Origin of the sequence: Streptomyces sp. NPDC052682 (genome assembly GCF_040678435.1) — a bacterium.
Taxonomy (GTDB): Bacteria; Actinomycetota; Actinomycetes; order Streptomycetales; family Streptomycetaceae; genus Streptomyces.
This window is the reverse complement of record NZ_JBFATS010000017.1, coordinates 131,854-157,327: the sequence shown is the minus strand read 5'-3', so window position 1 is coordinate 157,327 and position 25,474 is coordinate 131,854. Positions and strand designations below refer to the sequence as shown.

The 25,474-nt window shown below is 72.5% G+C and carries 25 protein-coding genes; 14 read left to right on the top strand and 11 right to left on the bottom strand.

Annotated elements, in window-relative coordinates:
- Nucleotides 1–45: 45 nt before the first annotated feature.
- The 6 genes from AB0K80_RS25800 to AB0K80_RS25775 all read right to left on the bottom strand — a co-directional run bounded on the left by AB0K80_RS25800 (nucleotide 46) and on the right by AB0K80_RS25775 (nucleotide 5,172).
- Nucleotides 46–432, bottom strand: a complete 387-nt coding sequence (locus AB0K80_RS25800) for a MarR family transcriptional regulator (protein WP_365673495.1) — start codon at nucleotides 430–432, stop codon at nucleotides 46–48.
- Between the two features lie 63 nt (nucleotides 433–495).
- On the bottom strand, nucleotides 496–846 hold the full coding sequence (locus AB0K80_RS25795) for a VOC family protein (RefSeq protein WP_365673493.1): 351 nt from the start codon (nucleotides 844–846) through the stop codon (nucleotides 496–498).
- Nucleotides 847–1,005: 159 nt separating this feature from the next.
- Nucleotides 1,006–2,037 carry a LacI family DNA-binding transcriptional regulator gene (locus AB0K80_RS25790; protein ID WP_365673492.1) on the bottom strand — a complete coding sequence of 344 codons (1,032 nt, stop codon included), beginning with the start codon at nucleotides 2,035–2,037 and terminating at the stop codon, nucleotides 1,006–1,008.
- Complete coding sequence (locus AB0K80_RS25785) at nucleotides 2,034–2,942, bottom strand: carbohydrate ABC transporter permease (protein WP_365673490.1); 909 nt, start codon at nucleotides 2,940–2,942, stop codon at nucleotides 2,034–2,036. The genes AB0K80_RS25790 and AB0K80_RS25785 overlap by 4 nt, the downstream gene beginning before the upstream one ends.
- Nucleotides 2,939–3,856, bottom strand: coding sequence for a sugar ABC transporter permease (locus AB0K80_RS25780; protein ID WP_365673488.1), 918 nt, complete (start codon nucleotides 3,854–3,856; stop codon nucleotides 2,939–2,941). Before AB0K80_RS25780 ends, AB0K80_RS25785 begins: the two co-directional genes overlap by 4 nt.
- Entirely contained in the window at nucleotides 3,853–5,172 is a 1,320-nt protein-coding gene (locus AB0K80_RS25775) for an extracellular solute-binding protein (RefSeq protein WP_365673486.1), read from the bottom strand. The genes AB0K80_RS25780 and AB0K80_RS25775 overlap by 4 nt, the downstream gene beginning before the upstream one ends.
- A gap of 230 nt (nucleotides 5,173–5,402) precedes the next feature.
- On the opposite strand from AB0K80_RS25775, the gene AB0K80_RS25770 reads away from it, so the two are divergent.
- The 12 genes from AB0K80_RS25770 to AB0K80_RS25715 all read left to right on the top strand — a co-directional run bounded on the left by AB0K80_RS25770 (nucleotide 5,403) and on the right by AB0K80_RS25715 (nucleotide 17,783).
- Entirely contained in the window at nucleotides 5,403–7,424 is a 2,022-nt protein-coding gene (locus tag AB0K80_RS25770; RefSeq protein ID WP_365673485.1) for a beta-galactosidase, read from the top strand.
- Nucleotides 7,425–7,534: 110 nt separating this feature from the next.
- Nucleotides 7,535–9,094: an arabinogalactan endo-1,4-beta-galactosidase gene (locus AB0K80_RS25765; protein ID WP_365673484.1), complete on the top strand. Its 1,560-nt coding sequence runs from the start codon at nucleotides 7,535–7,537 to the stop codon at nucleotides 9,092–9,094.
- Between the two features lie 194 nt (nucleotides 9,095–9,288).
- Nucleotides 9,289–9,594: a helix-turn-helix domain-containing protein gene (locus AB0K80_RS25760; RefSeq protein WP_365673482.1), complete on the top strand. Its 306-nt coding sequence runs from the start codon at nucleotides 9,289–9,291 to the stop codon at nucleotides 9,592–9,594.
- A gap of 231 nt (nucleotides 9,595–9,825) precedes the next feature.
- Nucleotides 9,826–10,287 carry a fluoride efflux transporter CrcB gene (crcB, locus tag AB0K80_RS25755; protein WP_365673480.1) on the top strand — a complete coding sequence of 154 codons (462 nt, stop codon included), beginning with the start codon at nucleotides 9,826–9,828 and terminating at the stop codon, nucleotides 10,285–10,287.
- Nucleotides 10,284–10,664 carry a DUF190 domain-containing protein gene (locus AB0K80_RS25750; RefSeq protein WP_365673478.1) on the top strand — a complete coding sequence of 127 codons (381 nt, stop codon included), beginning with the start codon at nucleotides 10,284–10,286 and terminating at the stop codon, nucleotides 10,662–10,664. Before crcB (AB0K80_RS25755) ends, AB0K80_RS25750 begins: the two co-directional genes overlap by 4 nt.
- Nucleotides 10,661–11,035, top strand: a complete 375-nt coding sequence (gene crcB / locus AB0K80_RS25745) for a fluoride efflux transporter CrcB (protein WP_365673476.1) — start codon at nucleotides 10,661–10,663, stop codon at nucleotides 11,033–11,035. The genes AB0K80_RS25750 and crcB (AB0K80_RS25745) overlap by 4 nt, the downstream gene beginning before the upstream one ends.
- A 67-nt stretch (nucleotides 11,036–11,102) precedes the next feature.
- Entirely contained in the window at nucleotides 11,103–11,939 is an 837-nt protein-coding gene (locus tag AB0K80_RS25740) for an undecaprenyl-diphosphate phosphatase (RefSeq protein ID WP_365673473.1), read from the top strand.
- Between the two features lie 154 nt (nucleotides 11,940–12,093).
- Nucleotides 12,094–12,771: a FadR/GntR family transcriptional regulator gene (locus tag AB0K80_RS25735; RefSeq protein ID WP_365673561.1), complete on the top strand. Its 678-nt coding sequence runs from the start codon at nucleotides 12,094–12,096 to the stop codon at nucleotides 12,769–12,771.
- The gene (locus tag AB0K80_RS25730; RefSeq protein ID WP_365673471.1) at nucleotides 12,768–14,213 is read left to right on the top strand and encodes an amino acid permease; all 1,446 of its coding nucleotides are present in this window, start codon (nucleotides 12,768–12,770) and stop codon (nucleotides 14,211–14,213) included. Before AB0K80_RS25735 ends, AB0K80_RS25730 begins: the two co-directional genes overlap by 4 nt.
- A 32-nt stretch (nucleotides 14,214–14,245) precedes the next feature.
- A complete protein-coding gene (locus tag AB0K80_RS25725) occupies nucleotides 14,246–15,262 on the top strand; it encodes an asparaginase (protein ID WP_365673469.1) in 1,017 nt (338 codons plus the stop codon).
- A 108-nt stretch (nucleotides 15,263–15,370) separates the two neighbouring features.
- Nucleotides 15,371–16,777, top strand: a complete 1,407-nt coding sequence (gene aspA, locus AB0K80_RS25720) for an aspartate ammonia-lyase (protein ID WP_365673467.1) — start codon at nucleotides 15,371–15,373, stop codon at nucleotides 16,775–16,777.
- A gap of 73 nt (nucleotides 16,778–16,850) precedes the next feature.
- Nucleotides 16,851–17,783 carry a glutaminase gene (locus AB0K80_RS25715; RefSeq protein WP_365673466.1) on the top strand — a complete coding sequence of 311 codons (933 nt, stop codon included), beginning with the start codon at nucleotides 16,851–16,853 and terminating at the stop codon, nucleotides 17,781–17,783.
- Between the two features lie 9 nt (nucleotides 17,784–17,792).
- On the opposite strand, the gene AB0K80_RS25710 is transcribed toward AB0K80_RS25715, so the two are convergent.
- Complete coding sequence (locus tag AB0K80_RS25710) at nucleotides 17,793–18,224, bottom strand: DUF6234 family protein (RefSeq protein ID WP_365673464.1); 432 nt, start codon at nucleotides 18,222–18,224, stop codon at nucleotides 17,793–17,795.
- A gap of 117 nt (nucleotides 18,225–18,341) precedes the next feature.
- On the opposite strand from AB0K80_RS25710, the gene AB0K80_RS25705 reads away from it, so the two are divergent.
- Nucleotides 18,342–19,661 carry a hypothetical protein gene (locus AB0K80_RS25705; RefSeq protein WP_365673463.1) on the top strand — a complete coding sequence of 440 codons (1,320 nt, stop codon included), beginning with the start codon at nucleotides 18,342–18,344 and terminating at the stop codon, nucleotides 19,659–19,661.
- Nucleotides 19,662–19,870: 209 nt separating this feature from the next.
- Here the strand turns inward: AB0K80_RS25705 and AB0K80_RS25700 are convergent, their stop codons facing one another.
- The gene (locus AB0K80_RS25700) at nucleotides 19,871–21,046 is read right to left on the bottom strand and encodes a serine hydrolase (protein WP_365673461.1); all 1,176 of its coding nucleotides are present in this window, start codon (nucleotides 21,044–21,046) and stop codon (nucleotides 19,871–19,873) included.
- Between the two features lie 115 nt (nucleotides 21,047–21,161).
- Nucleotides 21,162–22,301, bottom strand: coding sequence for a transcription termination factor Rho (gene rho / locus AB0K80_RS25695; protein ID WP_365673458.1), 1,140 nt, complete (start codon nucleotides 22,299–22,301; stop codon nucleotides 21,162–21,164).
- A 311-nt stretch (nucleotides 22,302–22,612) separates the two neighbouring features.
- Here rho and AB0K80_RS25690 point away from each other — a divergent pair, with 311 nt between their 5' ends.
- On the top strand, nucleotides 22,613–23,365 hold the full coding sequence (locus tag AB0K80_RS25690; RefSeq protein ID WP_365673456.1) for a class I SAM-dependent methyltransferase: 753 nt from the start codon (nucleotides 22,613–22,615) through the stop codon (nucleotides 23,363–23,365).
- On the opposite strand, the gene AB0K80_RS25685 is transcribed toward AB0K80_RS25690, so the two are convergent.
- Together AB0K80_RS25685 and AB0K80_RS25680 are read right to left on the bottom strand one after the other, a co-directional pair.
- Nucleotides 23,343–24,086 (bottom strand): GntR family transcriptional regulator, encoded by a 744-nt coding sequence (locus AB0K80_RS25685; RefSeq protein WP_365673454.1) that lies wholly within the window; start codon nucleotides 24,084–24,086, stop codon nucleotides 23,343–23,345. The two genes, AB0K80_RS25690 and AB0K80_RS25685, sit on opposite strands and share 23 nt — an antisense overlap.
- 143 nt (nucleotides 24,087–24,229) lie before the next feature.
- Entirely contained in the window at nucleotides 24,230–25,390 is a 1,161-nt protein-coding gene (locus AB0K80_RS25680) for a serine hydrolase domain-containing protein (protein WP_365673560.1), read from the bottom strand.
- Nucleotides 25,391–25,474 lie beyond the last annotated feature (84 nt).

Here is a 25,474-nt window from a genome sequence, read left to right as displayed (position 1 = left end):
CCGCCCGCCCCGGAACCGCCCGCCCCGGAACTCCACAGGGCCGGATCAGGCGCCCAGCGTGCGCTCCAGCGCCGCCCGCTGCAGCGGCAGCACCTCGGCGTGCAGGTCGCGGCCCTTCGGGGTGAGGACCACGAAGACGCCCCGCCGGTCCTCCGCGCACACCGACCGGGTCACCAGGCCCTCCTTCTCCAGGCGCGCGATGAGGCGGGACAGCGCGCTCTGACTGAGGTGGACCCGGCCGACCAGGTTCTGCACCCGGCACTGGTCGCCGTCGGAGGCCGAGGTGGCGAGGATGTCGAGCACCTCGAAGTCGGACGCGCCCAGACCGTAGGGATGCAGAACGCGATCGATCTCGCACAGGGTGCGCGCGTGCACCGAGAGGATCTCCCGCCACCGCTCCTCGAGCCGCGCGCCGGCCGTCTTCGCTGCCATACCCGAACGGTAACACCGCGGCGGGCAGTCCATGAACGTGCACATACCGCGCGGTGACCAGGATCAGGCGGCGGTGTCCTGCAGAAGCCCGACCAGGTTGCCGTCGGCGTCCTTCACCGAGGCGATACTCCGGCCCCCGCCCACCTCCTGGACGTCCTGCAGCAGCTCCGCCCCGGCCGCCAGCAGGGCCGTGAGCGTGGCCCGGATGTCGGCCACGTGCCAGTAGGGCACCGGCCCGGTCATGCCCTTGGCGTGCCCGTGGGGATCCAGGCCCACGTCCTGCCCGGCGTCCTTGTACCCGACGTAGTACGGCTCGTCCGCGTACGGCTCCACCCCCAGCAGGGCGCCGAACACGGCCTTGGCCCGGTCGAGGTCCTTGACGGGGTAGATGATCGTCTTCAGCCCGGCGGTCATGGCGTACTCCTTCGTGAGGTCGTCAGGCCCGGGCGGCTGCCCGAGCGCCTCGGTGATCTCACGCTAGGCCGGGGGAGCGGCGCAGGGCTTCTCCGATCCTGACCGATCGCCGCCGGCGTCCCCGGGCCGCTGCTCACCGGCCCGGCGGAGGAAATGTCCTCACGCCGACTCCCGCTTGACCAGCTCCGTCGGCAGGATCACCGCCGCCGGGTCCTCCCCGCCGATCTGCGCGAGCAGCACCCGCACCATCTCGGTGCTGATGCGGTCCCAGGGCTGCCGGATGGTGGTGAGCTGAGGGCGGGCGGCGAGGGCCGCGGGGGAGTCGTCGAAGCCGCCGACCGCGACATCCTGCGGCACACGCCGCCCCGCTCGCTCCAGCGCCGTCAGCACGCCCTGAGCCATCAGGTCGGACGCGACGAACACCGCGTCCATGTCGGGCGCCTGGGCGAGCAGCCGCTCGGCGCCCGCCTCGCCGCTGGCCCGGCTGTAGTCACCGGAGACGATCAGCTGCTCGTCGATCGCGAGGCCGGCCTCGGTGAGGATCTCCTTGTAGCCGGCGAGGCGGTCGACACCGCCGGGGGAGTCCAGCGGGCCGGTCACGATCCCGATGCGGCGGCGGCCCAGCGACAGCAGGTGACGCACCATGTCCCGGGCGCCGTCCCGGTCGTCCGCGGCCACGTAACTCACCTTGGAGCCGCGCCCCATGGGCTTGCCGCACTGGACGAGGGGCACCCCCGCCTCGCGCAGCTCCTCGGCGACGGGGTCCGCGGAGTGGCTGGAGACCAGCAGCACGCCGTCGACGTGCCCCGCCGTGATGTACCGCTTGATCCGGCGCCGCTCGTCCGGCGTACCGGCCAGCATGAGCAGCAGCGGAATGTCGTGCGGGGCCAGCGCCTGGGTGCAGCCGCGCAGCAGGACGTTGAAGTTGGGGTCCTCGAAGAACCGCTCCTGCGGCTCGGTCAGCAGGAAGCCGATCGAGTCGGAGCGCCCGGTGATCAGGGAGCGGGCGTGCCGGTTGACGACGTAGCCCGTCTTGCGGATGGCGGCGTTGACCGCCTCCTGGGCGGCCGGGCTGACGTAGTGGCCGCCGTTGAGCACGCGCGAGACCGTGCCGCGCGAGACCCCCGCCTCGCGCGCCACGTCGTGGATCGTCGGCGGCCTGCGCCGGCCCCCCGAAGCGTTCATGGTCATGACTTTACGGCCCCGGAGAGCAGGTCGAGGCTCCAGAAGCGCTGGATGACCAGGAAGAGGGCGACCAGCGGCAGCACCGCGAGGAACGCGCCGGTGATCACCAGCGTGTACAGGGCCGGGGTGTTGGCGCCCTGCTCCAGGAGCGTGTGCAGGCCGAGCGTGATCGGGAACTTCTCGTCGTCGCTGAGCATGATGTACGGCAGCAGGAAGTTGTTCCAGATCGCCACGAACTGGAACAGGAACACCGTCACCAGGCCGGGGATCATCATCGGCAGCGCGATCCGCGAGAAGATCCGCCACTCGCCGGCCCCGTCCATCCGCCCGGCCTCCACCACGTCACCGGGGACGGCCGCCGCGGCGTAGATGCGCGACAGGTACACGCCGTACGGCGAGAGGACCTGCGGCAGCAGCACCGACAGGTAGGAGTCCGTCAGGTCCGCCTTGGCCAGCAGCAGGTACTGCGGGATCGCGAGGATCACCGGCGGCATCAGCACACCGGCGAGCAGCAGGTTGAACATCGTCTCGCGGCCCCGGAAGCGGTAGGTCGCCAGCGCGTACCCGCTGAACGCCGACACACAGGTCGACAGCAGCGCGCCGAGGACGGCGTACAGGGCCGAGTTGCCCATCCACTCCCAGTACACGCCGTCGCGGTAGGCGGTCAGGTCCCGGACGTTGTCGGCGAAGCCCGTGCCCGGCAGGAACGTGAACGTCGAGAACAGCTCCCGGCCGGACTTGGTCGCCGCGATGACCACCCAGGCCACCGGCAGCAGACAGTAGACCGCGCCGAGCAGCAGGGTCAGCGTCGGGACGAGCGCGACGCGGCGGCGCAGCGGCGGCCTGCCCTGCGCGGCGCCGGGGGCGCTGTCCGCCGCCGGCTCGGCCTTGCTGATCGCGAGGGAGCTCATCGTGCCGCCTCCTGCTTCTGACGGCGGTTCGCGGCCCGCAGGAAGCCGAAGGACAGCAGCAGCGTGGCCAGGGCGATGATCGCGGCCTGGGCGGCGGCCGCGTGGATGTTCCCCTTGCCGAACGCGTCCTGGTACACCTTCATCAGCGGACTCCAGGTCGTGGACACCGAGTTGGTCAGCGGCTTGAGGGTGGTCGGCTCACTGAACACCTGGAGCGTCGCGATGATCGAGAAGAAGAACGTCAGCACCAGCGAGGGCGCCACCAGCGGGATCTTGATCCGCAGCGCGATCTGCAGCGGCGAGCAGCCGTCCAGCCTGGCCGCCTCGTACACCTCGGCCGGGATGGCCTGCAGCGAGGTGTAGATGACGATCATGTTGAAGCCGGTGCCGCCCCACACCGCGATGTTCGACAGCGCGAGGTACAGCGGCCCGCCGTCCAGCAGGTCGGGCTGCGGCAGGCCCAGTTTGCCGAGCACGAAGTAGAAGGGGCTCACGTCCGGCAGGTAGAGGAAGCCCCACAGCAGGGCCGCCACCACGCCGGGGATGGCGTACGGCAGGAAGATCGCGAGCCGGGTGAAGGGGGCGAGCCGCACCTTCTCGGAGTCGAGCATCAGCGCGAACAGCAGGGCGAGCCCGAGCATGACGGGGACGACGATGCAGCCGTAGCCGAGGACACGCAGCGCCCCGTTCACGAGCTCGCTGTCGCCGAGCGCGTCGGTGTAGTTCTCCAGCCCGGCCCAGACCTCCTTGCGGGCCCCGGAGCCGAGGCCCAGGCCCGACACCTTCACCTTGTGGAAGCTGAGCCAGAGCGCGTAGCCGATGGGCAGCGCGAAGAACAGCGCGAAGAGGATCGTCGCGGGGAGAAGGAAGACATAGGGCGCGCTGCGCGCTCGTCTGAGGGTGGTGCTGCTCACCGAGCGACCTCGAAGCCCTGCTTCTTCAGGTCGGCGACGGTGCCGTCCTGCATCGTGTTCAGCGCGGCGACGAAGTCCGACTTGTTCTTGGCGGCGGCGCCGAACGCGTCCTTGAAGAGGGTGTAGGCGACATTGACGTTCGGGCCCCAGGCGGAGGGCGCGGTGGTCTCCGCGATGTCGGCGGCCTGGGTGTAGAAGTCCGCCTGGTTGGCGAAGTACGCGGGCGGCTTGAGGAAGGCGCCGCTGGTCTGGGCGCTCGTGGCGGCCGGGTAGATGCCGCCCTCCCTGGCCAGGGCGTTGAGGGCGTCGCCGTCGGTGTTCAGCCACGCGGCGAACTTCGCGGCGGCTGCCTTGTGCTTGGAGTCGGTGGTGACGGCGGTGGAGGAGCCGCCCCAGCTGCCGGTGACGTTGTCGCTCTCGGTCCACTGGGGGAGCGGGGCCATGGCCCACTTGCCCTTGGTGTCGGGCGCGGCGGTGGTCAGGGTGCCCGGCGCCCACACGGCGCTGACCCAGGCGATCTGCTTGCCGGTGTTGAGCGCCTTGTTCCAGGCCGGGGTGTACATCGGCTGGTTGTCGATGGCGCCTTCCTTGACGAGGCCGCCCCAGAACCTGGCGACCTTCTGCGTGGCCGGGTCGTTGATGGCGACCTTCCACTTGTCGCCGGAGGTCGTCCACCACTTGGCGCCGGCCTGCTGGGCCAGGCCCGCGAAGAGGCCGGAGTCGTTGGCGGAGAAGGTGGTGAGGTCCTTCTCCGGCGCCTTCCTCTTCAGCTCACGGGCGGTCTTGGCGAACTCGTCCCAGGTGGTGGGGACTTCCAGGCCGTATTTCTTGAACAGGTCCTCGCGGTAGTAGAACATCATCGGCCCGATGTCCTGCGGCACCGCGTAGACCGCGTCCGTGCCCAGCGTGGTCTGCTGCCACACACCGTCGGCGAACTTCTCCTCGGCGTCGCCGACCTCGCCCGAGATGTCGGCGAGCGCGTCGTTGCTGACCAGGGTCGGCAGCGCCTGGTACTCGGCCTGCACCAGGTCGGGCGCCTTCTTCGCCTTGTGCGCGGTGAGGATCTTGGTGACCAGCGTGTCGCCGGACGCCTGCTTCTTCACCGTGACGGTGATCTGCTCCTTCTTGCCCGGGCCCTTGTTCCACAGGTCGACGACCTTGTCCATGCCGGGCGTCCACGTCCAGTACGTCAGCGACACGGGGCCCGACTGGGCATCGCTGTCGTCGTCGGACGAGCCGCAGGCGGCGAGGGCGGTGGCGCCGAGCGCGACGGCGACGGCGGAAGTCACGAGGCGACGGCGCTTCGTGTACAGCATGGAGTTCTCCCCTGACCTGGGTCCCCGCCCGGTGCGGGGACCTGCCCTGCAGATGTGCGCTGACCTGGCACCCCGCCCGTCGCGAGGCCGTGTCACGCTTCTGTGAGCGTTCACAGTAGAGAAACATCCCGGACACTTGTCAATGGTTGTTGCTGTGCGGTTATGTTGGGCTCCGCACGACGCAGGCGTGTGTGCACGTTCACAAGAGATCGATCATCGGGAGACCATCCATGCCGGAGACCACCCCCAGGGGCCTCACCAGGCTCGCCTTCGGTGGGGACTACAACCCCGAGCAGTGGCCGGAGAGCGTCTGGCAGGAGGACGTCCGGCTGATGCGGGAGGCCGGCGTCACCCTGGTCAGCGTCGGCATCTTCTCCTGGGCGCTGCTCGAACCGGCCCCCGGCCAGTACGACTTCGGCTGGCTCGACCGGCTGCTGGACCTGCTGCATGCCAACGGCGTCCGCGTCGACCTCGGCACTCCCACGGTGGCCCCGCCCGCCTGGTTCTACCGCGCCCACCCCGAGGCGCTGCCGGTGACCGCCGAGGGCGTGCGCTACGAGTTCGGCTCCCGCGCCGCGATCTGCCACAGCAACACCGACTACCGCGCCGCTGCCGCCGCCGTCACCACCCGGCTCGCCGAGCGCTACGGCGACCACCCGGCCCTCGCCATGTGGCACGTGCACAACGAGTACGGCGTGCCCGTCTCGGCCTGCTACTGCGACTCCTGCGCCGCCCACTTCCGCCGCTGGCTGGAGAGCGCCTACGGCACGGTCGAGGCGCTCAACGAGGCCTGGGGCACGGCCTTCTGGGGCCAGCGCTACGCCGGCTTCGACGAGATCAACCCGCCGCGCCTGACGCCCACCGTCGGCAACCCGGCCCAGGCGCTGGACTACAAGCGCTTCGCCGACGCCACCATGCGGGAGAACTTCCGCATGGAGCGGGACATCCTGCACCGCCTCTCGCCCGGCGTACCGGTCACCACCAACTTCATGACCGCGCTGAGCCAGTGCGACTCCGTGGACTACTGGGCCTGGGGCCGTGAGGTCGACCTCGTCACCAACGACCACTACCTGATCACCGACGGCCGCCGCACCCACGTCAACCTGGCGATGGCCGCCGACCTCACCCGCTCCGTCGCGGGCGGCGCCCCCTGGCTGCTGCTGGAGCACTCCACGTCGGGCGTCAACTGGCAGCCCCGCAACCCCGCCAAGGCCCCCGGCCAGATGGCGCGCAACTCCCTCGCGCACGTGGCGCGCGGCTCCGAGGGCGCCCTGTTCTTCCAGTGGCGCCAGTCGCGGCGCGGCGCCGAGAAGTTCCACTCGGCGATGGTCCCGCACGGCGGCACCGACACCCGGGTGTGGCGCGAGGTGGTCCAACTCGGCGCCGGCCTGGACGCGCTGGCGCCGATCCGCGGCACCCGCACCGAGGCCGACGTGGCCATGGTGTGGGACTGGCACTCCTGGTGGGCGCAGAGCCTCGCCTGGCGCCCCAGCGAGGACCACGACGCCCGGGAACGCGCCGACGCCTTCTACGAGACCCTCTACGACCGCCACCTCACCGTCGACTTCGCTCACCCAGAAGCCGACTTGTCGAGTTATCCCCTTGTCGTCGTTCCGGCCCTCTACCTGATGACGCAGGCCGCCGGGCGGAACCTGAAGGCGTACGTCGAGAACGGCGGCACGCTGGTCGTGTCGTACTTCTCCGGCATCGTCGACGAGCACGACGCCGTGCACGAGGGCGCCCACCCGGGCGCGCTGCGGGACGTGCTCGGGCTGACGGTCGAGGAGTTCTCCCCGCTGCTGCCGGAACAGCTGGTGCGGGTCACCGGCCCGGACGGCTGCGAGCTGAGCGGCGACGTGTGGACGGAGTTCGTGGTGCCGCGCGGCGCGGAGACCGTGGGGACGTACGCCGACGGCCTCACCGCGGGCCACCCCGCGATCACCCGGCACCGCCTCGGCCAGGGCACCGCCTGGTACGTCTCCACCCGCCTGGCCGCCGACGGCCTCGACGCCCTGCTCGGCTGGGCGCTCGAGGACGCCCGGATCGCCCCGCGCGCCGGCCTGCCCCGCGACGTCGAGGTCGTGCGCCGCAGCGGTGCGTCGGGCCGCTACCTGTTCGCGATCAACCACACCGCCGCCGACGCCAAGGTGCCGCTGGACACATCCGGCACCGAGCTGCTGACCGGTGAGCGCGCCGCGGGCCGCCTGTCGGTCCCGGCCGGAGCCGTCCGGGTCGTGCGACTCGACGGCTGATCCGACTCCCCTCCGCCCGTGCGAGCCGCGAGCCGCGGGCGGAGGGGCTCTGCCGCCTCCCCGGCGGAAAGAGACTCCCCACCCTTACGTCGAAGGGACGACGGACGACGATGTTCCATCCCAGACGCACCCTGAAGGCCCTGCTGCCGGCGCTCGCCGCGGGGCTGGCCCTCACCGCCCTGCCCGCCACCACCGCGCACGCCGCGAGCACCCTCACCAACGGCGGCTTCGAAGCCGACGGCACGGGCGCGGCCACCCCGAGGGACTGGTCCGAATACGGCTCGACCGGCGCCTCCTTCGTGGAGTCCGGCGGCCACAGCGGAAGCCACCGCCTGACCCACTGGGCCTCCTCCGCCTACAAGGTGGAGACGTACCAGTACCTGTCCGGGCTGACGAACGGGAACTACAAGCTCACCGCCTGGGTCCGCTCCGGCGGCGGGCAGAACGCCGCGTACCTCGCCCTGAAGAACTGCGGCGGCGCCGAGCAGCGCACCGGCCTGCCGGTCTCGGCGAGCGGGTGGCTGCGGATCGTGGTCCCGGTCAACGTCACCACCAACCAGTGCACCATCAGCATCACCAGCGACGCGAACGCGGGCAACTGGATCAACGTCGACGACCTGACCTTCACCCCGGGCACCTCGGGAACGACGATCAAGGGCGCGGACATCTCCTCCCTCGCCAAGAGCGAGGCCAAGGGCGGCGTGTACCGGACGAGTTCGGGCAGCACCGGGGACGCGGTCGCCATCTTGAAGAACGCCGGCATGAACTACGCCCGCCTGAAGGTCTGGGTCAACCCGGCCGACGGCTACAACAACAAGGCCCGCGTCCTGGCCCTGGCCAAGCGCGTCAAGGCGCAGGGCATGAAGCTGCTGGTCGACTTCCACTACTCGGACACCTGGGCCGACCCGGGCGCCCAGTCCAAGCCGGCCGCCTGGGCCGGGCACTCGTACAGCCGGCTGAAGACCGACGTGTACCAGCACACGTACGACGTCCTCAGCGCGCTCAAGGCCCAGGGGACCACCGCCGACATGGTGCAGGTCGGCAACGAGATCAACGGCGGCATGCTGTGGAACGAGGGCTCCACCGGCAACTGGCCGCAGCTGGCCGGGCTGCTCAACTCCGGCTACGACGCGGTCAAGGCGGTCGACTCCGGCACCGCCGTCGCCCTGCACCTCGCCAAGGGCGGTGACCTGTCGGGCACCCGCTGGTGGTTCGACAACGCCCGCTCCAACGGTGTGAGGTTCGACGCCATCGGCCTGTCCTACTACGGCTACTGGCACGGCACGATGGCCGACTTCCAGACCACCCTCGACGACGCCGCCGCCCGCTACGGCAAGCCGGTCTTCGTCGCCGAGACGGCCTACCCCTTCCGGCTCGACAGCGAGGACGGGCACGAGAACATCATCAACACCGGCGACGAACTGGTCTCCGGCTACCCGGCGTCCGTGGCCGGGCAGACCCGGTGGATGAACGACGTGGCCAGCATCGTGGAGGCCGTGCCGAACGGCCGCGGCCTCGGTGTCTTCTACTGGGAGGCGACCTGGACCGCCGTGGCCGGCAACGGCTGGGACCCGACCGACGCCTCCTCCGGCAACGGCTGGGAGAACCAGGCCCTGTTCGGCTACGACGACCGGGCGCTGTCGTCGATGTCGTGGTTCGGCCACCGCTGACCCGTGAAGCCCCCGGGCCCGGCCGCACCGCGCGGCCGGGCCCTTCCTCGTCCTCCCGCGAGGAACCCTGAACTTCCTTACGCGCCAAGGGTGTTCGGTACCGGACAAGGTGGTGCGGAGCCCCTGACGCGGGGCTTCGGCTGCGGGACAGTGGGCATACGCCGTAGAGGGAAGCCCGGGCGAAGGGGCATGAGGTGTTGAAGCCTTCCGTCAGCGAGACCCGCAGGAACATCCTCCAGTGGCTGAAGGACCCCGCTCTCGCCCACGCCGGCGCCACCGCCGACACCGTCGCCACCCACTTCGGCCTGCCCCTCCCGGCCGCGGCGACCCACCTGCGCCTCCTCACGTCCCTCGGCCTGCTGCGCGCGCGGACGGCCGGAGACCAGGTCTGTTACCAGCGCGACGAGGTACGCATCGCCGAGGTGGCCCGCATGTTCGAGAAGGGGTGGCAGGGGGCGGAAGCGCCTGCCGTACCTCGGCTCGCTCACCCCGCCCCGTAGCCGCCCTGGCGATCAACGACACCGCGGCCCCCGCACCGCCTCACACTGGAAGGCCCCTCCCGGGAAGTGCCCCGGGCTTCCCCCAGGGTTACCCTGTTGACCAGCCGCGATCACCTCGTGGCGCGGCGGTGGGGCCCGCCGTACCCGAACCGTGGCACCGGTGCCGCCGACGGTCCCTCCTCGCGAGGAAGCGTGCCCGGCCCGGGCCCGGCGAGCAGGAGAGCGTACGACATGACGACCCCGGAAGCGGAGAGCCTCCGTGTCACGGCAGCCGCCCCGCGGCTCCCCGCATGGCGTGCTCAGGCACCCGTCGTCGCGGTGATCGCGCTCGGCGGGGCCGCCGGGGCCGCCGCCCGGTACGCGGCCTTGCTGGCGTGGCCCACGGCAGCGACCGGGTTCCCCTGGACGACCTTCTGGATCAACGTCGCCGGATGTGCCGTGATCGGGGTGTTCATGGTGGTCATCACCGAGGTCCGGCCCGTCCACCGCCTGGTCCGCCCCTTCTTCGGCACCGGCGTCCTCGGTGGCTTCACCACCTTCTCGACCTACGCCGTCGACATCCAGCAGCTCGTCGATCACGGCCGGACCGGCACGGCCCTGGCCTACCTCGCCGCGACCCCGCTCGCGGCGCTCACCGCGGTGTGGTGCGCGGCCACGGCGACCCGCCGCTTCCTCACCGGGAGGCAGCCATGACGGCACCGGCAGGCCGCGCCCTGCGCCTGACCGCCTTCGTCGGCGCGAACGACACCTGGCACCACAAGCCCCTGTACGCGGAGATCGTCCGCCGGGCCCACGCGGCGGGCCTGGCCGGTGCCAGCGTCTTCCGTGGCGTCGAGGGCTTCGGCGCCCACTCCCTCGTCCACACCTCGCGGCTGCTGTCCCTGAGCGAGGACCTCCCCGTCGCCGTCGTCATCGTCGACACCGAGGAGCGCGTCCGGGCGTTCCTGCCGCAGCTCGACGAACTGGTCACCGAAGGACTGGTGACGCTCGACGACTGCGAGGTCATCAGGTACACCGGCCGCAGGACGAACCCGGGCGGAACGGACGCGGAAGGTAAGAACTCGTTGTGAACTGGCTGCTGGTCGTCGCGGGTGCCATGGTCGGCGCGCCGCTGCGCTACCTCACCGACCGCGCCGTGCAGTCCCGGCACGACTCCGTCTTCCCGTGGGGCACCTTCACGGTCAACGCCGCCGGCTGTCTGGTGCTCGGCCTGCTCACCGGCGCGGCAGCGGCGGGCGTCGCCGGTTCCCACCTGCGGCTGCTGCTCGGCACCGGCCTGTGCGGGGCCCTGACGACGTACTCGACCTTCTCGTACGAGACGCTCCGGCTGGCCGAGACGGGGGCCCGTGGCTACGCCGCCGTCAACGTGCTGGCGAGCGTCGCGGCCGGGGTGGGGGCGGCCTGCGCGGGGTTCGCGCTGGCCCGGGGGGTCTGGGCGTAGGCGCGGCTCTTGCCGTGGTGGTGTAGGACGGTCCCCTCCCGCAGCCGTCTGTACAGAACTGGATCCCATGAGCGTCATCAGCGTCGGTCAGGCAGTCGTCCTCGGAGCCGTCGAGGGGGTGACCGAGTTCCTGCCCGTCTCCTCCACCGGCCATCTGAAGATCGCCGAAGGACTCATGGGCATCCCCGTCGATGACCACGCCGTCGTCGGCTTCTCCGCCGTCATCCAGGTCGGTGCGATCGCCGCCGTGCTCGTGTACTTCTTCAAGGACATCGTGCGGATCGTCTCCGCCTGGTGCCGCGGCCTGCTGCACAAGGAGGAGCGCTACCACCACGACTACAAGTTCGCCTGGTGGGTGATCTACGCGACTATCCCGATCGTCGCCGTGGGCCTGGCCGCCAAGCCGCTCATCGAGGGCCCCCTCGCCTCGCTGTGGGTGGTGGCCGGCTCGCTGATCGTCGGCAGCGGCGTGATGTGGGCGGCGGACCAGATGGGCCGGCACAAGCGCGGCGAGGACGACACCTCCTTCAAGGACGCCATGCTCGTCGGCAGCTCCCAGATCCTCGCCCTGCTCTTCCCCGGCTTCTCCCGCTCCGGCGCCACGATGTCCACCGCGCTCATCCTCGACCTCGACCGGGTCGCCGCCACCCGGCTCTCCTTCTTCCTCGGCATCCCCGCCCTGACCGGCGCCGGACTGTACGAGCTCAAGGACGCCCTGGGCACCGGGGTCGGAGCCGCCCCGCTCGCGGCCGGCACGGCCGTCTCCTTCGTGGTGGCCTACGCCTCCATCGCCTGGCTGCTGAGGTTCGTCGCCAAGCACTCCTTCAACGCCTTCGTGCTCTACCGGATCATCGTCGGCGTGCTGCTGTTCGGGCTGCTCGCCACCGGTGCGCTGGCCGGCTGACCCGCCCGGGCGTGATGGGTCCTTTCAGGCTTCACGCCCGGTGAATTTCCTGTTTCACCACTCTTGACAGGCCGCGCCCGTGGCGCGGAGGATCGGCCCCGTGAACCTGTCAGACAGCCAGACAGGTGGTGCGGGGCCGCGGCGCGTCAGCGCGATGGAAGCGGTGCTCTCCCACCTCCGCGGCGCCATCGAGCGCGGCGAGTACGCCATCGGCGCCAAGCTCCCCTCCGAGGCGGAGCTGTGCCGCACGCTCGAGGTCTCCCGGCCCGTGCTGCGCGAGGCGCTGCGGGCACTGCAGACGATGGGCCTGACGGTCTCCAAGACCGGCAAAGGCACCTTCGTCGTCGCGAACACCGTCGAGGACCCCACCTTCGGCGACTACGCGGCCAGCGACCTGCTGGAGGTGCGCCGCCACGTCGAGATCCCGGTCGCCGGGTACGCGGCGCGGCGCCGCACCCCGGAGAACCTGGACCACCTGGCCCACCTGCTCGACCGCATGGAACGGGAGACGGACACCACCGCGTGGGTCGCGATGGACACCCTCTTCCACCTCGCCGTGGCCGAAGCGTCCCAGAACCCGGTCTTCCGCCGGGTCATCGAGGAGATCCGCGACGCACTGGCGCGTCAGTCGGCCTTCCTCAACGAACTGGGCGGCCGCCGCGAGCAGTCCAACCGCGAGCACCGGGCCATCGTGGAGGCGCTGATCGACGGTTCCGCACCCGACGCGGAGGAGGCCATGGCCCACCACATCGACCGCGTCGAGACCACCCTCACCGACATCGTGCGCCCGAAGCGCACGGACATCCCCACGGAAGGCGGACCCGAGGCGTGAGCGAACAGCACCTCAAAGACGAGACGCGCCCCTCCCCATCCGGTCACGTCGACGCCGGCGACGCGGGCTACAGCAAGTCCCTGAAGTCCCGGCACGTCAACATGATCGCCATCGGCGGCGCCATCGGCACCGGCCTCTTCCTCGGCGCCGGCGGCCGGCTCGCCGACGCCGGCCCCTCCCTGTTCATCGCCTACGCGGTGTGCGGGATCTTCGCCTTCCTGGTCGTGCGCGCCCTGGGCGAACTCGTCCTGTACCGGCCGTCGTCGGGCGCCTTCGTGTCGTACGCCCGCGAGTTCCTCGGCGAGAAGGGGGCGTACACCGCCGGCTGGATGTACTTCCTCAACTGGGCGACCACCGGCATCGCCGACATCACCGCGGTGGCCACCTACACCCACTACTGGGGCATGTTCTCCGACATCCCGCAGTGGGTGATCGCCCTCATAGCGCTCGCCGTCGTCCTCACCGTGAACCTGATCTCGGTGAAGATCTTCGGCGAACTGGAGTTCTGGTTCGCCATCGTCAAGGTCGGCGCGCTCGTCGTCTTCATGTGCATCGGCATCTTCCTGCTGGTCACCCAGCACCCCGTCGACGGCCACACCCCCGGCCCGTCGCTGATCACCGACAACGGCGGCGTCTTCCCCAACGGCATGCTGCCCATGCTGCTGATCATCCAGGGCGTCGTCTTCGCGTACGCCTCCGTCGAGCTGGTCGGCGTCGCGGCCGGCGAGACCGAGAACCCCGAGAAGATCATGCCGAAGGCGATCAACTCGATCATGTGGCGGGTCGGCCTGTTCTACGTCGGCTCGGTGCTGCTGCTGTCGATGCTGCTGCCGTGGACCTCGTACAAGGCAGGGGAGAGCCCCTTCGTCACGGTGCTGTCCAACATCGGCGTCCCGGCGGCCGGCGGCATCATGAACCTCGTCGTCCTCACCGCGGCCATGTCCTCCCTCAACTCCGGCCTGTACTCCACCGGCCGCATCCTGCGCTCCATGGCGACGGCGGGCTCCGCGCCCCGGTTCACCGCGGTGATGAGCAGCAGCAAGGTCCCCTACGGCGGCATCCTGCTCACCAGCGGCTTCTGCGTCCTCGGCGTCGGTCTCAACTACGTCGTCCCGGCCGAGGCGTTCGAGATCGTGCTGAACTTCGCCGCGATCGGCATCCTGGCCACCTGGGGCATGATCATGCTCTGCCACCTGCTCTTCTGGCGGAAGACCCAGCAGGGCCACCTGACCCGCCCCGGCTACCGCCTGCCGGGCTCCCCCTGGACCGAGAGCGTGACGCTGGCGTTCCTCGCCTCCGTCCTGGTCCTCATGTACGCCGACGGCGGCGCCGGACGCACCACCGTGCTGTGCCTGCCGCTGATCGTCGCCGCCCTGGTCGCCGGATGGTTCGCCGTCCGCGGCCGGGTCGCCCGCAAGTCCACCACCGGAGCGGGCGCGTGACCCACGCGCCGCTCCCCGAGAAACAGGCAGTGATGTACAGCAGTTCCCTCGCGGACGCACCCCCGATCCGCGAACCCCGCCACACCCCCGTCGCCCACCTGATACGCGGCGGGGTGGTGGAGGGCGTCCACTACGGCTCCGTCGTCGTCCTCGGCCCGGACGGCGAGGTGCGGCACCGAATCGGCGACATCGAGGCGGCGTTCTACCCCCGCTCCGCCCTCAAGCCCGTCCAGGCCGTCGCCATGGTCCGCGCCGGGCTGCCGCTCGACGGGGAACTGCTGTCGCTCACCGCGGCCAGCCACTCCGGCGAGGAACGCCACCTCGCCGGCACCCGGCGCATCCTCGAAGCCGCCGGGCTCACCGAGGACCACCTGCGCAACGTTCCCGACCTGCCGTTCGACCCGGTGGTCCGGGACACCTGGGTACGCGAGGGCCGGCCGCCCTCCCGGCTCGCCCAGAACTGCTCCGGCAAGCACGCGGCCATGCTCTACACCTGCGTGCTCAACGGCTGGTCCCTCGACGACTACCTCGACCCCGGCCACCCGCTCCAGCAGGCCGTCGCCGAGATCGTCGAGGACCTCACCGGACAGCGCATCGCCCAGGTGACCGTCGACGGCTGCGGCGCACCCCTGTTCTCCCTCTCCCTGCACGGCCTGGCCCGCGCCACCGCCCGCCTCACCACCGCCGCCCCCGGCACCCCGGAGGCACGCGTCGCCGACGCGATGCGCGCCCACGCCGAGATGGCCTCCGGCTCCGGCCGGGACGTCGCCGTGATGATGCGGGCCGTGCCCGGGCTGCTCACCAAGGACGGCTTCGAGGGCGTCCAGGCCGCCGCCCTGCCCGACGGCCGGGCCGTCGCCGTGAAGATCGCCGACGGGGCCGGCCGGGCCCGGGTGCCGGTCGCGGCGGCGGCTCTGGCCCGGGCCGGCGTGGACCCGTCGGTGCTCACCGAGTTCGCCGGAGAGCCGCTGCTGGGCGGCGGCGTCCCGGTGGGCGAGGTCCGCCCGGTCCGGGCCCTGGCCCCCCTGACGGAACCGGCCTGCGCCTGACCCACGCGCCCGGGGCGGCGCGCGTCGGGCGCGGTCCCGGGGTGCCTGACTGCCGCTGCCCCACGCACCGAGCCACCACCCACCCCTCCGGAAGAGGAACGCACATCCATGACCCCCGCAGCCACCCGCAGCGAACACGACCTGCTCGGCGACCGTGAGGTCCCCGCCGACGCCTACTGGGGCATCCACACCCTGCGCGCCACCGAGAACTTCCCCATCACCGGCACCCCGATCTCGGCCTACCCCCATCTGATCGAGGCACTGGCGGCGGTGAAGGAGGCCGCCGCCCTGGCCAATGAGGAACTCGGGCTCCTCGAGCCGCAGAAGGCCGCCGCGATCGTCCAGGCGTGCCGGGAGATCCGCTCCGGCAGGCTGCACGAGCAGTTCGTGGTCGATGTGATCCAGGGCGGCGCCGGCACCTCGACGAACATGAACGCCAACGAGGTGATCGCCAACCGGGCGCTGGAGTTGCTGGGCCACGCCAAGGGCCAGTACCGGTACCTGCACCCGAACGAGGACGTCAACCTCGGCCAGTCCACCAACGACGTCTACCCGACCGCGGTGAAGGTCGCGACGGTGTTCGCGGTGCGCGGGCTGCTGAGGGCGATGGCGGTGCTGCAGGACGCGTTCGCGGCCAAGGCGGTGGAGTTCCGTGACGTGCTGAAGATGGGCCGTACGCAGTTGCAGGACGCGGTGCCGATGACGCTCGGGCAGGAGTTCTCGGCGTACGCCGTGATGCTGGAGGAGGACCGCAGCCGGCTGGCGGAGGCCGTGGAGCTGATCCACGAGATCAACCTCGGTGCGACCGCGATCGGCACAGGGCTGAACGCACCGGCCGGGTATGCGGAAGCCGCCCGCCGCCACCTCGCCGCCCTCACCGGTCTGCCGCTGGTGACGGCGGCGAACCTGGTGGAAGCCACCCAGGACTGCGGGGCGTTCGTGCAGATGTCGGGGGTGCTGAAGCGGATCGCGGTGAAGCTGTCCAAGAGCTGCAACGACCTGCGGCTGCTGTCGTCCGGTCCGCGGGCGGGGCTGGGGGAGATCAACCTGCCTCCGGTGCAGGCCGGTTCGTCGATCATGCCGGGCAAGGTCAACCCGGTGATCCCGGAGGTCGTCAACCAGGTCGCCTTCGAGGTGATCGGCAACGACGTCACCATCACCCTGGCCGCCGAGGCCGGACAGCTCCAGCTCAACGCCTTCGAGCCGGTCATCCTGCACGCCCTGTCGAAGTCGATCACGCACCTTCAGGCGGCCTGCGTCACGCTGGCCGAGCGCTGCGTGTCCGGCATCACCGCCAACACCGAGGCACTGCGCGCGAGCGTGGAGAACTCCATCGGCCTGGTCACCGCCCTCAACCCGCACATCGGCTACACCGCCGCCACCGCCATCGCCAAGGAAGCGCTGGTCACCGGCCGGGGCGTCGCCGAACTCGTACTGGAGAAGGGCCTGTTGCCCGCCGAGACCCTCGCCGACCTGCTCCGGCCCGAAGCCGTCGCCGGCACCGGACGGGCCTGACCCGACCTGACCCGGCCGGGCCTGGCCTGGCCGGGCCTGGCCTGCCGCCGCGCCGGGGCCGGCCCGGAGGAGAATGCTGATCATGACATCGTCGCTGACCTTCCAGCCGGTCCTGGAGCGCATCGCCGAGGAGATCGAGCGCACCCCCGGCCGGGGCAGGCCCGCCGACTACATCCCGGCACTCGCGGCCTGCGACCCGCGCCGCTTCGGCATGGCCGTCGCCGAACTGGACGGCACGGTGTACGGGGTGGGGGACTGGCGGCAGCCGTTCTCCGCGCAGTCCATCACCAAGGTCTTCACCCTCGCCCTGGACCTGGCCCGCGAGGGCGACGCCCTGTGGGAACACGTGGGCCGCGAGCCGTCCGGCAACCGGTTCAACTCCCTGGTGCAGCTGGAGTACGAGGACGGCATCCCGCGCAACCCGTTCATCAACGCCGGCGCCCTCGTCGTCACCGACCGGCTGCACACCCGTACCGGCGACGCGTCCGGCGAGCTGCTGTCCTTCCTGCGCGCCGAGAGCGGCAACGCGGACCTGACCTTCGACCAGGAGGTCGCCGCCTCCGAGGCCGCCCACGGCGACCGCAACGCCGCCCTCGCCCACTTCATGGCGTCCTACGGCAACATCGACAACCCGGTGCCGGTCCTGCTCGGCCAGTACTTCCGGCAGTGCTCCGTCGCCGCGTCCTGCGCCGACCTGGCCCTGGCGACCACGTTCCTCGCCCGGCACGGCATCCGCGCCGACGGCACCCGGCTGCTCACCCGGAGCCAGGCCAAGCAGGTCAACGCGATCATGCTGACGTGCGGGACGTACGACGCGGCGGGCGACTTCGCCTACCGCGTCGGCCTGCCCGGCAAGAGCGGCGTCGGCGGCGGCGTCATCGCCGTCGTCCCCGGGCGCTGCGCCCTGTGCGTGTGGAGCCCGGGCCTCGACGAACGGGGCAACTCCGTGGCGGGCGTCGCCGCGCTGGACCGCTTCACGACCCTGACCGGTCTGTCGGTGTTCTGACGCCCGGCCTCAGGAGCCGTTGCACTCACTGGTGTCGCCGCCGGACAGGCACGGCGCGTGCGGGCCGCTGTAGCCGGGCTCGGGCGCCGGCGGGTCGTCCCGCCCGTGCTGCTCGCTCATCCCGGCGGCCGCGACGAGCAGCAGCACGAGCCCGGCCAGCGCCTGCGTGCCTGCGGTGACGTACGCCCTCGCCCGTCCCGCGAACAACGCCGTGCCCAGCACCCCCAGGGCCACGACCGCCAGCGTCAGCGCGACGGGGGTGAAGTCGGCGTCCGAGAGGTCGCCGCCGAAGAGGTCGGCGCCGGCCGCGTCCAGGCTCCACAGCAGTCCCACCAGAGCGGCCACCGCGTCCGCAGCGAGCAGCAGCAGGGCGAGGAACACATCCGCCACGGGATGGGGACCGGGGCGCCGGGAGCCGAGTGCGTCGCGTGGCATGGTCATGAGAACCACCCTCGCCCCGCACCGGCGGCATGTCCTGAGTACGGGTACTCAGGACCCGGCGTCCCCGGCACGTAATGCGGTTGTGCCCCGACCCGGCCCCAGGTGAAGATCCTCCGCATGTTCTCGCGCAAGCAACGCCGCCCCGAGTCCCCCGAACTGCTGAAGGCCTGGCAGAGCCTGGACGAGGGGGACGTCCCCGCAGCCCTGCGGCTGCTCCGGCAGGGCAGCGGTACCGCGCCCCTCGCGGAGGTCGCCCTCGTGGTGGCCCGGGCCGCCGGCACGGTGGGCTTCACCGACCTGCAGGAAGCCGCCACGACCCTGGCGGCCCACCCGGACAAGGCGCGCCCGCTCTACGACTTCGGGTACGCCTGTATCGAGCGCGGCGTGTCCTACCTGGCGGTTCCCGCGCTGCGCGAGGCGCTGCGGCTGGCGCCGGGCACACCGGCGGTGCTGCGGGAACTGGTCTCCGCGTACGAGGACGAGGGCCGGCACCGCGAGGCCGCCGACCTGCTGAGCGCACACCAGGACGGCTTCGAGGACTGGCCCGACCGCTACCTGCTCGCCTACAACGCGCTCATGGCGGGCGACCTCGACCTCGCCCGCCGCCAGCACGCCCTGCTGCCCGACCCCGACGAGGAGATGTGGCGGCCCGTGCAGGCCCGGCAGCGCCGCATGCTCCAGCGGGCGCAGGCCGCGGGTCAGGCCGGGCCGCTGGACCTGACCGACCTGCGCGGCTGGCAGTACGTCATCGGCGGCACGGTCCTCGGCACGCTCTCCCCGTTCGGTTTCGACGCAGGCATGACCGGCCGGTACGCCTGGCTGCAGGACACCCACGACGGCTGCCTGCGGGGCCTGCTGCGGCTGCGGACCGTGCTGGAGGCGGCCGGGGTGCGGCCGGAGTCGGTGTCCCTGCTGCCCGACCGCGGCAGCCGCATCCTGGGCCTGGCCGCCGCCGAGCTGCTCGGCCTGCCCGCGCGGCCCTTCGAGCCCGGGCGGGAGAACACCGTCGTCGTCGCGTACGACCTGAACGACCTGGCCGGCGAGGACGGCGGCCCCGAGGTCCTGGAGCGGCTGTTCCACCGGGCGCCCGGCCAGGTGCTCCACGAGCACGCGAGCTGCTGGACCGACCCGCCCGCCGTCACCCCCGACAGCGCGGCGCTGCTCCACCAGTCGGTGGTCGCGCCGTGGGGCGCGGGCCTGCGGCAGAGCGACGACGGCGGTGTGGAGGAGGGCGAACCCGACCTGCGCCCGGAGGCGGAGATCGCCGCGGACATCGTCGCCGCCGACCCGTCGCCGGACCAGGGCGACGAGGGCACGCCCGCCGACTCCGACGCGCGGCTCGCCGCGTTCGTCGCGACGGTACGGGACACCTGGCTGCACGGCGACCGCGCCGCCCTCAAGACGTCCGGCCCGGTCCCCAGTTCCCGCTTCCTCTGACCGGAGTCCCGCCCGACCAGCCTGGTGCGACTGCTGCCGTCGTTCGCGGTCCCGGTGCGCGCCGCGCACCCGCGCGTCGCGGGCGCCCGGTACGCGGTGCTGGGCAGCAGCGTGGTGCGGCTGCGGGCCGGCGGCGCCTGTGGCCGCGACGGGTTCCCCGGCGGCAACGCGTGCACCTGGGTCACGCTGGGGCAGCTGCCGGCTGCCGGTCAGCCGTCCTCGGCGCGGCGGCCGGCGGGCCGCAGCACGAGCGCCGTCGCCCCGGCGCCGAGACCTGCGGCTCCCGCGATCGCCCCGGCCTCCGTCCAGCCGGGCCCGGCCCGCACCGGTCCGGCCGCCACGGTCGCGGGTCCGGCGTCCGGCCCCGGCCGCGGGGTGGACCGCAGCGCGTCGAGCGAGCCCACCGGATCCACCCGCCCGGCCGCGGCGAACCCCCAGTCGAGCAGCGCGCGGGCCTCCTCGTACACGGCCGTACCGCCGCCCTGCCGAGGGTTCATCACCGTCACCACGAGCGTGCGCCCGTCCCGGCGGGCCGCCGCGACCAGCGTGTGTCCCGCCTCGCTGGTGTAGCCGTTCTTGACGCCGATCAGCCCCGGATACGGCTGCACCCCGTTCGCGCCGGTCAGCAGCCGGTTGGTGTTGCGGATCGGGTACCAGCCGCCGGGGCCGGGGAAACGGGCCTCGGCCGTGGCGCAGTACCGTGCGAACTCCGCGTTGCGCAGCCCCGCCCGCCCGAACACCGCCAGGTCGTACGCCGACGACACCTGGCCGGGCGTGTCGTAACCGTCCGGGGACAGCACGCGGGTGTCGCGGGCGCCCAGAGCCCGGGCCTTCGCCTGCATCTGCCCGGCCGTGGCCTGCCGGCCGCCGTTGAGCACGGCCAGCACCTGCACGGCGTCGTTGCCGGAGTTGAGGAACACCCCGCGCCACAGGTCCTCGACCCGGTACGTCGCTCCCTCGGCGACCCCGACCAGACTGCTGCCGGCCCCGAGGCCCTGGAGCTCCTGCGCGCCGACCGTGTGCCGGACACCCCCGGGCAGCGCCGGCAGCACGGTGAGGGCGAACAGCGTCTTCAGGGTGCTGGCGGGCGGCAGCCTGCGGTGCGCGTCGTGCGCGGCGAGCACCTCGCCGGTGCGGGCGTCGGCCACCAGCCACGACAGCGCCGAGAGCCGGGGCACCGCGGGGGCTCCCTGGTGCGGCCGGACGTGCGTACCGGAGCGGTACAGCAGCGCCGGCTGCGGTGTCCCCGCGCGCGGCCCGCCACCCGGCGGACCGGGGTCCGTCCCCGTACGGGCCGCCGCGGCGGGGGCCAGCGCCAGCAGACCCGCCACACCGAGCGCGCAGGCGGACACGGCGACGGCACGAGCGGGACATCCGATAGTCATGCCGCAAAGCTAGGAAGGGACCGGCCGCACACGACGCCGGCCGGGCCGAACGGCCCGCACCAGCACCCGGACGGGCGACGCGGTGTCACCGCGTCAGTCACGCGGTGACACCGCGTCAGTCACCCGGCAGCGTCGGCTGGATCCGCCGCAGGAACGTCGCGTTGTCCGGGGTGGCGCGCATCCGCTCCAGCAGGGTTTCCAGACCGCTGTGCCCGTCGCGGGAGTGCAGCGCCCGCCGCAGCCCGCGCACGGCGGCCGACTCGGCGGGGGAGAGCAGCAGTTCCTCGCGGCGGGTGCCGGAGGCGGTGAGGTCGACGGCCGGGAAGAGGCGGCGGGACGCCACCTCGCGGCTCAGCCGGAGCTCCATGTTGCCGGTGCTCTTGAGCTCCTCGAAATAGAAGTCGTCGGCCCGGGAACCGGTCTCCACCAGCGCGGTCGCCAGGATCGTGAGCGAGCCGCCCTCCTCGGCCAGACGGGCGGCGCCGAAGAACCGCTTCGGCCCGATGAGCGCCGACGCGTCGACCCCGCCGCTGAGGGTGCGGCCCCCGGAGGCGGCGGCGTTGTTGTGCGCCCGGCACAGCCGGGTGAGGGAGTCGAGCAGGAGCACGACGTCCTCGCCCGCCTCGACGAGCCGCTTGGCCCGCTCGATCACCAGCTCGGCCAGCGCGATGTGCTGCCGGGGCGCCTGGTCGAAGGTCGAGGCGTACACCTCGCCGCGTACGGAGCGCCGCATGTCGGTGACCTCCTCGGGGCGTTCGTCCAGCAGCACCACCATCAGCCGGCACTCGGGATGGTTGCCCGCGACGGCGGCGGCGAGTTGCTGGAGGAGGACGGTCTTGCCGGTCTTGGGCGGGGCCACGAGCAGTCCGCGCTGGCCCTTGCCGACCGGGGCGATCAGATCGGTGACGCGCCCGGCCAGTCCGGCCGCGGGGTGTTCGAGGCGCAGCCGCTCCCGCGGGTGCAGCGGGGTCAGGTCCCGGAAGTGACGCCGGGCGCGCTGCTCCCCGGCCGGGCGGCCGTTGACGCCGGTGACCTCGGTCAGGCCACGCCGGTCGCGGACGCCCTCGACGAGGTCGCCCCTGCGCAGGCCGTGCCGGCGGATCAGCGCGGCGGGCACCGGCGGGTCGGCCGGTGAGGGCAGGCAGCTGACGGCCCGCAGATGCCCCTTCCCGCCCGCGTCGACGTCGAGGACGCCGGTGACGGCCTGCGCCGGGGACTGCTGCTGGACGGGAGGGCGTTCGAGCGTGGTGGTCATGGTGGTCTGTCCTTTCGCGGACGACAGGGAGAAGACATGCGGGGGGAGGAGCGAGAAGCCGCGCGGAAGGGCCTGAGGCGCACCTGACGGCGGCGGGAACAGCACCTCGCGTACGACACAGGAGGAGCCCTGCGTCACGAACGGGTGCGGGGAAGCTGACGTGCGGCGCGGAAAAGTGACGGGCCGCTCAGCTGCGGAGAGGGAAATCGGCACCGGCGCCCCGAACGGGGGCGAACACAAGTGCTGCTCGCACTGTACCACTGCCGGGGAGCAGGCGGCCACGGGTGCGCCGACCGGCCTACGCTGGGGAGATGTTCAGCCCCGAAGGCCCCAGTCTGCGTGAGCTCGCCGTTCAGGCGCTGTCGTCCGTGGAACACGGCTACGACCTCCTCGCGCCCAAGTTCGACCACACCCCGTTCCGGACGTCCGACGCCCTGCTCGACGCGGTCGGGACGGCGCTGGAGCGCAGGGGGCCCTTCGGCACCGGGCTGGACCTGTGCTGCGGCACGGGGGCGGGCACCGGCGTGCTGGCGCGGGTGTGCCGGGACGGCGTCACCGGGGTCGACTTCAGCGCGGGCATGCTCGCCGTCGCGCGGGAGCGCGCCCGCCCGGCCGGGCCCCCGGTCTCCTGGGTCCGCGCGGACGCCCGGGCGCTGCCGTTCGGGCCGGTCTTCGACGTGGTGGTGAGCTTCGGGGCGTTCGGGCACTTCCTGCCCCGCGAGCTGCCGGGGCTGTTCGCGCAGGTCCACTCGGTGCTGCGGCCCGGCGGCTGCTTCGCCTTCCCGCTCGTCGCCCCGCCGCGCCCGGGCTCGCGCGGATACTGGACACTGCTCGGCTTCGACGCCCTCATGCGGGTCCGCAACGCGCTGTGGCGGCCGCCGTTCGTGATGTACTACCGCACCTTCCGGCTCGCCGACGTCCGGCGGGAGCTGACCGGAGCAGGTTTCCGCGTGGAGCTCCAGGCGCTGCCCGAGTTCGGCCGGCGCGCGGACGGCAGCCCCCGGGTGCGGCTCGTCGTGGCCCGGCGGTGCGGACCGCCGGTCACCCCGCGGACGGCAGCGTGAACTCGTACACCAGCGCCTCGTGCTGGTCGGCCACCACGAGGTCGGTGATCTCCAGCGGCCGGGCGTACTGGTCGTGCACCCGCCGGGTGACGCGCACCGAGGTGCTGCCCGGCAGCGGGGTGATGCAGTCCCGGTGGTGCAGGGCCAGGCCCGCCCTGCGCATCCAGTCGTAGGCCCGCCGCAGCTGCGCACCGGCCCTGCCGTCGGCGCGGTCGCGGTACCGGGCCAGCTCCTCGACCTCGGCGAGCGCCACCGCCGAGAAGGACGTCACCGCCGTGCGCCGCCCGCGCCCGTCGGCCGTCGCCGACCGGTAGCGGTGCACCAGGGTCGGCCGGTGCGGGGCCAGCCCGAGCGCCTCGGCGTGTTCCGGCGGGGGAGGCTCCCAGACGACGGTGGCCCGCGCGACCGTACCCGGCTGCGCGGCCCGGGCACCGACGGGAAAGGTGAGGGAGACGGGCGTCTGCACCGGCAGGCCGGGCAGTGTGGCGTGGCTGCCCCGCCGGTCGGTGGCCACCAGCCCCTCCTCGCGCAGCAGCTGCAGCGCCTGCCGTACGGTCTCCCGGCTGACCCCGAAGTGCTCGGCCAACCGCCGTTCGCTGGGCAGCCGTTCCCCGGGCGGGACGGTTCCCTCGCGCAGTTCGCCGAGCAGCTGCGTCGCGATCCGCCGGTACAGGGGCCCTCCTGCGGCGAGCGGGTGGTCGTGCGGGGTGGTGCGGGCCATGGCCGCGCCTCCTGGTGGTCACATGCGGTAGCCGTGCGGGCTCGGTGCGCCACCAGATCTAGCATTGGTCTAAACCAGCAGGGAAGGGCGGCCCGGCGCTTCGGCCGAAACCGGTCCGCCCCCGACCGTGCGGACCAGCGCGCCTACAACACGCTGTAGAGGGCCGCCACGAGCGCCATCTTGCGCGGGTCGTCGGCGATGTGCGGCCCCATCCGGTTCATCACGTAGCCCAGCGCCACCCCGGCCTCGGGGTCGGCGAGCCCGCAGGAGCCGCCGAAACCGTCGTGTCCGAAAGCGCGCGGGTTGGGCCCGTAGGAGCCGTTCGGGCCGCTGAGCCACACCCCGAGCCCTGCCTCGGTGTCGCGGCCGAGCCCGGCCCCGATCACCAGGTCCCGGCAGGCGCCCTGCCCCTCACGCACCCGCTCGGCCGCCGCGGGGGACAGAAGGCGGCGGCCGTCGTGGCTGCCGCCTGTCACGTAGAGCGCGTACAGCGCGGCGACGGCCCGCGCGGTGCCGTGCCCGTTCGCGGCCGGTATCTCCGCGGCCCGCCACTCGGGCGTGCCGGTGTCGGCCGCGCCCACCGCCGGGTTGGTCAGCGCGGCGAGCGCGGCGGGCGCCAACTGGGCGAAGGCGGCGGCCTGTTCCGTGGTCGGCGCGACCGGCGGCTGGACCAGCTCGGCCACCCGGCCGGCCTCCTTCTCCGGCAGCCCGATGGTGAAGTCGATGCCGAGCGGCCCGGTCACCTCCCGTTCCAGGAACGCCCCGGGCAGCAGCCCGGACACCCGCCGTACGACCTCGCCGACCAGGTGGCCGTAGGTCAGCGCGTGATACCCGGACCGGGTGCCCGGCTCCCACCAGGGCGGTGTCGCCGCGAGCCGCTGCGTCGTCAGCTCCCAGTCGTACAACTGCGTGAGCGAGTGCGGCTCGCGCAGGCCGGACAGGCCGGCCCGGTGCGACAGCAGATGCCGTACGAGCACCTTCTCCTTGCCCGCCGCCGCGAACTCCGGCCAGTACACGGCCACCGGCGCGTCCAGGTCGAGCAGTCCCCGGTCGGCGAGGAGGTGCGCGCACAGCGCGACCGGGCCCTTGGAGGTCGACCACACGTTGACCAGGGTGTCCCGCTCCCACGGCCGGGTGCGGGCCGCGTCCGCCCAGCCGCCCCACAGGTCCACCACCGTCACGCCGTCGACGATGACGGTCACGGCGGCCCCCAGCTCGCCCCGCTCCCGCAGATTGTCCTCGAACACCGTCCGCACCGCCTCGAAACGCGGGTCGCAGTGGCCCCGCACACCGCCTTCCGGCATCGCCTCGTACCCCGGCATCGCCCCTCCCTCGGTCGTCGACGAGCCCGGGCCACGCGGTGGCGGCCCGGGCACCGAGAACGTACC